A 10,216-nucleotide genomic window follows, 5' to 3' on the forward strand; every position below is an offset into this window, starting at 1 on the left:
CTTATCTATACAAAGTAAAATGCCCAACAAATTGTATTTTGCTTTTATCGTTAGCATTAACTACATACCAATAATCCCCTGTAGGTACTGGTGAGCCTTCATAGTTACCATCCCATTGCGTAACGTTGTTTAGTATTGCTACTACACGACCGTATCTATCATAAATTTTAACTTCTATGTTTGGGAAAAATTCTCTATTATTAGGCGACCATAAATCATTTAAGCCATCACCATCTGGCGTAAAGGCATTTGGTATATCTAACATTCCAGTAAATTCAAAAGGCACTGTAACCATTGCAGCACAACCGTTACTATCTACCACTCTAACTTCTACTACAGTACTTTCATTTGTAGTATAAATTGTTTCACTACCATAAGATTCTCCTTGAAAGAAAAATTCATAACCACCATAACCGCCTTCTGCACTAGCAGTTAACTCATTAGGGCCTGTCTTTATAGCTGTAAGTGTTAAAGGGTCATAAGCATCTATCGTAAAATCTACCATATTTGTACAACCATTTTCATGGTATATATATACTGTATGATTACCAGGTGCTAAATTACCAAAAACATAGTCTGTACCCGCCATAGCAGTCACAGGGTCTGTAGGATCTACAGGGTCTAGTGCAAATAATAAATCTGGAAGTAAACTTGTTTCCTGCATAGCTATTGTTGTTGTGCTATTAGGGAATATACCTTCACACCCGTACTCTATAATTGGTTCTGCGGTTAAATCTACCCCAATGGTAATAGATATCACTTCTGTTGTTTCACAACCATTTGCGTCTCTTATATATAAAGCATAAGATGCGCCACCTTCTAAATTTTCAATTATTTGTCCGTCATATGGAGCAAAAACACCTGTTCCTGTTTCATCTACTGGACTAATTTTTTCAAACTTAAACTCATAGTAAGGAGTTGGGTGTATTAACACATTATTAAATTGAGTACCACCAACGATATCAAAAGACAAAGTACCATCATTTGCTCCAATACATAATTCTGGGGTTGTAACTATATCTACTACCTGTAATACCTCTGGTTCAGTTACCGTTACACTAAATGTTTGCGGACAACCCTCTGCATCTTGTGCTAACACAGTATATGTCCCTGCACTCAAGTCCGTAAATGTATAAGTAGTTGGATTATCTGGATCTGTAACTAACTCACTTAAATTAGGTTCTATTGCAAATTTTACTAAACCTGAAGTTGCACTTGTTACCTCCATTGTTATTGTACCGTCAGCCTCCCCATTACATGTTACAGGAGTACTACTATCTGCTATAATCACAGGTTCTGCGGGTGCAATAGAAAAAGGTCCTTGCACTACACCACAATCTAAACGACTAATAACTGAAATCCAATAATCTCCCGCACCTAAATCCTCAAATGTCCCAGTACTTTGTACGGCTCTATTTTCATAAGTAGGCAAGAATTCTGCAGCAAAAGCATCTGTTCCTGGATCTGTATTATATATTCTAAATTCATAAATCCCTGTACCCCCATCTACATGCGCTTCTATCCTACCATCTACTTCATAAGAACAAGTAACATCAAAGGTTGGAGAATTAATATCAAGACTAAGAGGGTCTGCTCCTGTAATGGTAATACCATTGGTAGCTTTAGGTTCACAAGAACTTAAATCCCCTACTTTTCTTACCTCATATCTATACGCTAAACCAATTGTTCCTGGAATATTTTCTTCCGCCGTACCATTTTGATATGTCATAGGCAACCAAGGATCTGCTGATAAATAATTACGATATTCATAAGTAGCACCAACTTCTGCAGAACTACCTAGTTCTATCTTCATTGTAGCAATATTACCACAAGCAGGTACTGCTGTTTGTATAAGTCTAGGGTTAATTGGTAAAGGAGGTATAACCTGTATTGGGTCTGTTACAGTAGAGCAATTTAAAGTAGAAACAACTTCTATAGCATACCAACCTGCCTCAATTACCCCTGTTCCTGCACTACCAACAAATCTTGGGTCACTTTGCAAACCAGTTGAAGAAGCTACGTCTGTTCTATCATTACTATTTAAAGTTAACAAACGATACTGATATCCTGCTCCTGAGACTCCACCAATTGCTCCTTGAGTTGTTGTACCTGGCTCTACGGATTGTATCACCGCATCATTACCTTCTGGACACTCTAACTCTCTAAATATCATTGCTTCAGCCTCAATAATAGGTGTAGCACTTAATCTTTCTATAGAAGTAGTAGAACAGTCTTCTGAATCTGTTACAGTAATTCTATACAATCCTGCAGAAAGACCTGTAAAGGTATTAGAATTTCCTAATGGTGTGTGAGGCACAAAGGTTCCACTACCTACTGGGTTTTCTATTTCTAACATATATTGATAAGGTGTAGTTTCCCACCCCCCAGATGCAGTAACAACAATTTCTCCTAAATTATCACTACATCCAACAGCTTCTTGTGAAACATTTGTAATTGTCAATGGTCCGTTTGGCGAACCAATTACTGCAACATCACTAAACACACTACAACCTGCCACTGTTTTTCCTTGTTCACGGATTACAACTCTTAATGTTCCCGCTGGTAAACCTGCTATAACAAATGGGTTACCATCTACTGCAGTATCTATTGAACCTGTTGAATTCCCGCCTACAACAGACCCAAAAGCGCCTCCTGAAAAACCTGGGTCACTAGCTTCATACACCCAATAATCATAAATCCCTGTAAAATTAGTTACTTCTATATTTAAAGCTCCATCAATAGCACCAAAACAACTTATGGGTTCTGACTCACTTATTGTAACAGAAGGTAATACTGGTTGTGCAACTACATAAGGCTCTAATGGATAAATACAACCGCTAGGGTCATTTATCTGTAACCTATATTCACCTGCCATAAAAGGCAAGTCAAAGGTTACTGTGTTTCCACTTGTTTGAACAACATTAGCCACAGGTGATACTGATGAACCTTGATCTTCTATTATAAAGTTTGTAATCTCTGGTACAGTAATGGTTATACGCTCTGCATTCTCACAATCCATAGGTGTAACTTGCGCAATTGTTCCTGTAACACCAGAAGGAGGGTCAATTACTCTTGTAAAATCGTGCTCACAACCATTAGCATCTATAGCATACACTGTGATTGTTTGAGATGATCCATTATCTACAATTTCAAAATCACCACTACTTTGGTAACTATCTGTAGGATTTAATCTATAACGATATGGGGCACCATTACCAACTTCTACTATTTGAGTAGATATAGTAGCTGTACTGTACCTGTTTGCTCCTGTTTCACAAGCAAAAGTTACTGGATCCCAAGTTATTTCAAAAGCGGGTGGATTCACAATTGTAAATTCCTCTACATCTGTACACCCTTTATCTGTAACAACCTCTACTACGTATGTATTAGCTCCCAAGCCTGTAAATTCACCTGATGGCTGTGTTACTATTGGTGTTGCAGTAGGAGCAAGGGGTAAAGAACCAACATACAAATTGTATTCTTGAATACCATCACTATCCGTTCCTGTCTGTAAGGCTACACTAATACTACCATCTACAACATCATGACAACTCATATCACTTTTCCCAATATCTTGAATAACTGGAGTTACTGGAGGATCACTTACTATTCCATCAACCAGAACAGTACATTGAATACTACCATCATTAGCCAAATCATCCGTAAGAAGAACTTGATATTCCCCTGGTGGTACTCCATTAAAAATACCTGTAGAATTATTAATAATTCTTGTGCCTAAATTGTCTTGTAATTCAAAATCAAAATTACCACTACCTCCGTTAGCAGTAATTGTAATTGTGCCATCTGCATTTGCACAAGTTGGGGTATTAGCTCCAAAACCTCCAGAAGCAGAAAGTATCTCATATACCTCAGCTATAGCATCCACGTCACAACCATTAGCATCTATAACATTAACTGGGTATGTTCCTATACTACCAACCGTAAAAGTTGCTTGCGTAGGTGTTCCTGCAACATAAGCTGGTGTTTGTGTACTACCATTTAAAGTAAACGTAGGCGTATCTATATCTCCAGGTATTTCTACTGTAATTGTAAATCCACCAGGAGGAGTTACTGCGTTACATTGATTATTAACATTAATTGTCGGAGCAGGTAAAGCGGGATCAAGCTGAATAACTGCTGCATTAATCATAAAATTACAACCTCTAGAATCTTGCACCCAGATATCATAATCTGTACCAGGAGAAGAAGAACCAGGAAGTGAAACTGTTGTTGCATCTGTAAAGTTTGAAGCAACAGGAGGTACACCAGAAGGCATATATGCATAAAAATAAGGACTACCCGTACCGTAAGGAGTACCTCCACTACCTCTTACCGTTAATTGTCCTGGTGCATTACAATTTGCATTTATATTTTCTATTATGTCTACTCTTGGTAAATTTAAAGCTGCAACAGCTTCAGCACCTCCACTACAATTCCCAGCATCCACTACGGAAATTCCATAGCGACCAGAGGGAACAGCTAATGGTGTTGCAAAAGTTGCATCAGATGTAGTTTGGTTATACTCCTCAACACCTGTATCTAAATTGGTAATAACAATATCAAAAGGAGCAGTTCCTGTTGTTACAGTATAGTTTAATCCAACATTTCCATTTCTACAAGTTAAATTATCTATACTCAAAGTTACATCTACACCTGGACCATCTGGCAAGGTTATTACTTCATCATACGTACAATTTGTATTATCATCACGAACCTCTACTGTATATGAAACTCCATACAACAAGCCTGTAAAACAATGATTGGTTGGTCCATTATTAGGTCCCTCCCATGACAAAACTGGGTTTTCTACCAATCTAATACTATAATCTATAGGAAGTGTTCCTCCTGAGATTTCTACACAAACCGTAGCCCCTCCTGGCAAACATGTTGCAGGTGGTGGTGGGTATGCAGGTGTAATGTCTAAAGTTGCTGTTCCTATTGTTAATGGTTCTATATCTAAACAACCACGGGAATCTATAACTGCTACTTGGTAATTTCCTGGCACAAGACTAGAATCATTAATTGGCAATGGCAAATCTCCTGGCGCTACATTTAAACGTTCCACTAAAAGATTTCCAAATTCATCTTCAATTCTTATCGTATAATTAGGTGATCCATCTGCTACATCAATTATAACTCCACCAGAAATTTCTCCAGCTGCAGCACATGTAGCATCAACAGGTGTTACGGTTGCAGAAGGAGGCACTGTTCCATCAGGTGCTATGGTTATAGCTATAATTCCTGTAATACAATTTCTATCATCTTTTACTATATAATGGTAATCCCCTGCTGCTAAACCTGAATAAATAGTTTGCGAACTAAAATCATAAATATTAGTAACTGCTGGATCAGGATCATTAGGGTTAGCAATTAACCCATAAGAAGCTGGAGCCAAAACTGTCTGAAAAGGTGGTACTCCAGAGGATACTGTAGGGTAAATCTCTACAAAACCACTATTTAGATCTCCACAGCTTGGTCCTACTATACGTTCTGTAGCAGAAATAGTTGTTGGCTCTGTATATGTTCTTGGTACGGATATATTTGTACAAGAGTTATTATCTGTAACTTCTACCGTATAATCTCCATGCTCTCCATAAGGAACTGTATACGGAAAAGAAGCAGAAGGCAATGTATTTCCTGTATGCCCTGCTACAGGAATACCATCTTTAAAAATTGTATATGATGTTGCTGCTAAATTAGAAATATCTCCGCCATTAATATTTATTTGCATTAAACCATCTCCATCACAAGAAATTTCAGAAATTATATCTAGAGTAACTTGAATTTGTGGAGGTATTGTAACTGTTAATTCATCGGTACAATTATTACCATCTACCACTTGGACTGTATATGTTCCTGGTGATAAATTAGGAAATACTGGACTTACTTGTGTTGCCCCTGAAGTTCCTAAACGATATCTATGCGTTCCTAAAGCTGCTGTACCAGCCGTAGAAGAAACCGTAATTTCACCATCATTAGTTGGTGAAAAACAACGATCTGCATTTACTAATGAAATTACGGGAGCATCTACCTCAGAAAGTGTAAATGTATCCGTTGCTGTACAACCTTCAGAATCAATAATTGTTAGCGTATATGTACCTGTTTCCGTTAAGTTACCAAATGTTCTACCTGTTTTAGGTCCTTGAGATGTTCCTGATGGCCATTCTAATTCATATCTATATCCTCCAAAACCACTACCTGCACCAGCATTTGCCTGAACTCTACCTATATTATTGTTTTGACAACTCATAGCAGTTACATTCCCAGTAACAGAAAGCGGGGTTGTTGGTTCCTCTATCACTAAATTTGCAGTGTTTATACAATTAGTTTCATTGTCTGTTACAGATATTGTGTAAGTTCCTACCCCTAAACCACTAATTGGAATTTCTGAATTAGAGCTTGTTCCACTTAATGCAGTACTTGGCCCTGTAATAGTATAATCATAATCTATCCCAAAACCATCTATTAAAAATGCTCCAAAACCATCTGTAGCACCAGGGCAAACCCTAGTATCTCCTCCTGATTTTACACGTGCTCTAATAGTGCTAAACCCTCCTGTTGTAAAACTAGCAGAATGCACACAGCCATTTGCATCTGTTATCTCGAATTGATATGAGGTATCCAATAACAACCCAGGAAAGATATTACTTGCTTGGCTTGTAGAAGTAGGTGAGGTTATAGCGTACTGTGTAATTGCAACACCACTAGTTACATTTATGGTAACTCTACTTGTACCCGCTGCACAATTTAAATTATCTTGAACAAAATCTATTGCCGAAGGCTCTTCTGGATCTGATATTACTAAAGGTGCTAATCCTTGAGAACAACCGGCATTATCTCTTATATATGGGACATAAGTACCAGGAGCTAAACCTGTAAAACTTGTTCCTGCTTGGTAAGTAACATTATCTAAACTATACTGGTAACCAGTACCTGAACCACCTGAAGTTAACCCTGCATCAAATTCAATTATACCCCCTCCATTAGCACAAGTATAATCTTGTGTTATACTGGAAGAACCGGTTAAACCTGATTCTGACGTTACAGTCTCTGAAGGTAGCGGCAAAATACACTCAAATGCACCTTGAAAATAACGCACCTCGATAGTATTATAAGTTCCATCTGCAACTGGCAATGACATTGCGGTACTCCAAGCATCAGTATTAGCAGCTCTAAATTCTAAATTAAAACCTCTTGCATCTACAACGTTAAAATCAATTCTCCCTCCTCCGTTAGTACATGTTCCATTAAAGTTTGTCGCCGTAACAATTGGCGGATCTAGACTAGCAATATATTCAGATTTAGTTGCAGTACAACCTGCACTATCCGTTATAGTAAAAGTATAAGTACCTTCGGTTGTTACTGTATAGGTATCTGTAGAAGAAAAAGACCCTCCAGAATTACCTCCATCATCTACTGTATATGTATAAGGCCCTGAACCTCCAGTAACAGTAACATCTATGTCTACACTCGTAATTGTAGCACAACCAAAACTCCCACCGTTTGTATCCGTAATAACATTTATAGGATTTAACCCATTACCTATTGTAATTGGATCTCCATTAATATCTCTATCTTGAGTTGGAGCTGCTATTCCATTTGGAATATCTTCCTTACATTCATTGGTTTCTACTTGAACAGAATAAGTTCCTGCGCTAACTGTTGTAAAGGTATGCGTATTACTTGCTATAGTAGAGGTAAACTCAATTTCTGCTCCATTTTCATCTAACAAAGTAAACACATAAGGACCTACATTATTAGGTAATGCTTCCACGGAAATACTACCCGAATCTCCACTACAAAGTGCATCTGTAAAAGTTACATTAATGGCTATGTCTTCTTGGAAAATTTCAATTACGGGATAACGATATATACAAACATCTCCACCTATATTTAACCTAGTTTCTATTTCATATCTACCTGGATTTAAATTAGAAAAAACAGATGAAGATTGAAAAGTAGGACCAAAACTAGGGTCACTTTCTAATTTTATTCTAAATTCATAATTATTAGGCAATCCAGTTAATTCTATACGACCAGGGCTATTACAGATATAATCGTCCTTTAAATAAGATAAATCAATAGTACTTTTTGTAACTTCAATATAATATGGAGTACCATCTACTACTACTCTATACTCCGCACCTTCTGTGGCAGAAATAGTACTAGCATCAATACCTAAAGTCTGTGCCGTAGAAACCACATTATTGGTATAGCAACTTAAATTTGATGTATCTGGGCAGTCCGTATTTGTATCTGGACTACACGGCCCTCCCAACCGTTGCCATGAAACATTTGCGTATGGTCCTCCTGATAAAGAAATAGTCCTGTCATCTGCATCCCCACATAAAAAAAACTGGGCTACTGTAGATCCTGTATCATTACAAGTAACCTCAGCATCTGCTCCCTGAACTAAAGTCATAAACATAGGAGTCATACTAACTTTAGTATCCCTTTTATTTATACTCTTATAAGATGTTGTAGTATTTTTAGTGTTAACAGACTCCGTTTTGGTCACAGCCTCTTTTTTTGAAAAACTTACTTCTTTAAGTAATTCAAAAACTGTTGTATTTGCTACTGCAGTTGAATATATTGCAGAAACAAAAACCAATAGAACAGCATACAAGGTATACTTGGTTTTTTTTGGTAGCATAGGTTAAGTCGTATTTAAAAAAAACAGTTTATGATTTGGGGAACCTAAATGTTTTTTTAGTGTAATTCTTTAAACTTATAATTTCTCTTTAATTTTAAACAAAAAATTTATTGACCATTTTAATATTATTCTAACGTAAGTCCATGAAGAAAAGTATCTACTATTTTTAATTATTCGTTGTAATGCACAATTTATCGATTTTCTCAACTCAAAAAAAGTACTGTTTTTAACCAATAAAAATAGTTTTCAATCATTCTAATAGTTAAAAAACTAGAGCCACTATAGGATTTTTTTTACCAGACGGCAGTATGTAAATTACAGAGAAAAAGAAGTATTTATTTTATCTAAAAAAATAGAATATTCGTAAAATTTACATAAGAAAACACGGCAAATTATTAGACACAAAATTACCTCCAAATTTTATATAAAATGGCTGGTTTCATATGCTTTAATCCCCTTCTGATAGAAAAGAAAAAGACAGTTATACTACTTACCAAGAGCTAAGCTATAGGATACCTTTACACAATTAAGTATTAAACCTAAAAAATAGTAATCTACTACAAAAGAGATAGTACCTCATATTTTTTTTTAATAACACTAAAATCAAAATAGTTACCCAAAAAAGAGAGGTCTTTAATTATAGTGTAATCTTATTTTTGAGACGCTATTGCTAATTTAACAGATCCGTGTTCTTTTAATAATTCTTTGGCCTTTTCATAGCTAATATCTAACCCTTCCATAATATAACGCGTACCTCTATCTACTAATTTATCATTGGTTAGCTGCATGTTAACCATTTTGTTTCCTTTTACACGCCCTATACGTATCATTAAGGCAGTAGAAATCATATTTAAAGTTAATTTTTGGGAGGTTCCACTTTTCATTCTTGTACTACCAGTTACAAACTCTGGACCTACATTAATTTCAATAGGAATCTCTGAAAGTTGTGCTAATGGAGAACCTGGATTATTTGTTATTCCTGCAGTTAATAGCCCTTTTTCTTTTGCCGATTGTATACCTCCTAAAACATAAGGCGTGGTGCCAGATGCTGCAATACCTACAACAACATCAATCTTAGTAATATTATGTGCTTCTAAGTCTTTCCAGGCTTGGGTGGTAGCATCTTCTGCATTTTCTACCGCTTTACGTATGGCTTTATCTCCTCCTGCTATTAAACCAACAACTCTTTCATGTGGCATTCCAAAAGTTGGTGGTATTTCAGATGCATCTAAAATTCCTAATCTTCCACTTGTGCCAGCACCAATATAAAATAACCTTCCTCCTTTATGAAACCTTTCTTCTAATCCGTCTACTAACTTTGTTATTTGAGGTATTACCTCTGCTACTGCATCTGCAATTTTCCTATCCTCTTCATTCATTGCCTTAAGAATAGTAGTAGTGTCCATCAATTCTAAATTGTTGTGATTAGACGGAGATTCTGTAATTTTTTTGTAACTCATAATTATTAATAAGTAACGAATATCGTTATTTCTAAAAGGATACGGAAAGTTTTTTTAGATACATTCTATTAAAATAAATTTTAATCCTAAAAAGAGGTATTTT

At 36.2% G+C, this 10,216-nt stretch carries 2 protein-coding genes; both read right to left on the minus strand.

Going from position 1 to position 10,216, the window contains the following annotated elements:
- Window position 1: 1 nt before the first annotated feature.
- Window positions 2-8,653, minus strand: coding sequence for a T9SS type B sorting domain-containing protein (locus Q0820_RS14100; protein WP_298488451.1), 8,652 nt, complete (start codon window positions 8,651-8,653; stop codon window positions 2-4).
- A gap of 650 nt (window positions 8,654-9,303) precedes the next feature.
- Complete coding sequence (murQ, locus tag Q0820_RS14105; protein ID WP_298488454.1) at window positions 9,304-10,113, minus strand: N-acetylmuramic acid 6-phosphate etherase; 810 nt, start codon at window positions 10,111-10,113, stop codon at window positions 9,304-9,306.
- Between the last annotated feature and the right edge of the window lie 103 nt (window positions 10,114-10,216).

This window comes from uncultured Maribacter sp., assembly GCF_947495965.1.
Lineage (GTDB): Bacteria > Bacteroidota > Bacteroidia > Flavobacteriales > Flavobacteriaceae > Maribacter_B.